The following is a 310-nucleotide window of genomic DNA, read 5'->3' on the forward strand; positions in this document are numbered from 1 at the left end:
AGTAGGCCTCCTGCCTACAAAAAATAAGGGAGTATTCTGTTCACCTGCCTCGGGCCGGATGGGTGGCCGGAGAGCTTTGGGCTTGAGCCAAGTGGAGGAATGCGCAAGGGCTACTTAGTCATCGAGGCTCTTAACTGGTATGCCTATGTGAGCAACAACCCAGTAAGGTATGCCGACCCGACGGGACTGAGTGAGGTTGAAGATGCTCGAGGTCGTGTTACGCACCCTCCTTTGACATTAGAACCTCCAGAACCAGAACCTCCAAAACCCGATGGTTACAATGTTTATTCCATTTCTGATGGTATATATA

1 protein-coding gene is annotated in these 310 nt (G+C 50.3%); it reads left to right on the top strand.

Annotated elements, in window-relative coordinates; genetic code table 11:
• Positions 1–99: 99 nt before the first annotated feature.
• Positions 100–310, top strand: a 211-nt coding sequence (locus S1OALGB6SA_RS09120) for an RHS repeat-associated core domain-containing protein (RefSeq protein WP_148084067.1), incomplete at its 3' end; no start/stop codon positions are given.

It is taken from the genome of Olavius algarvensis spirochete endosymbiont (assembly GCA_900608495.1).
GTDB lineage: Bacteria > Spirochaetota > Spirochaetia > DSM-2461 > DSM-2461 > UBA2779.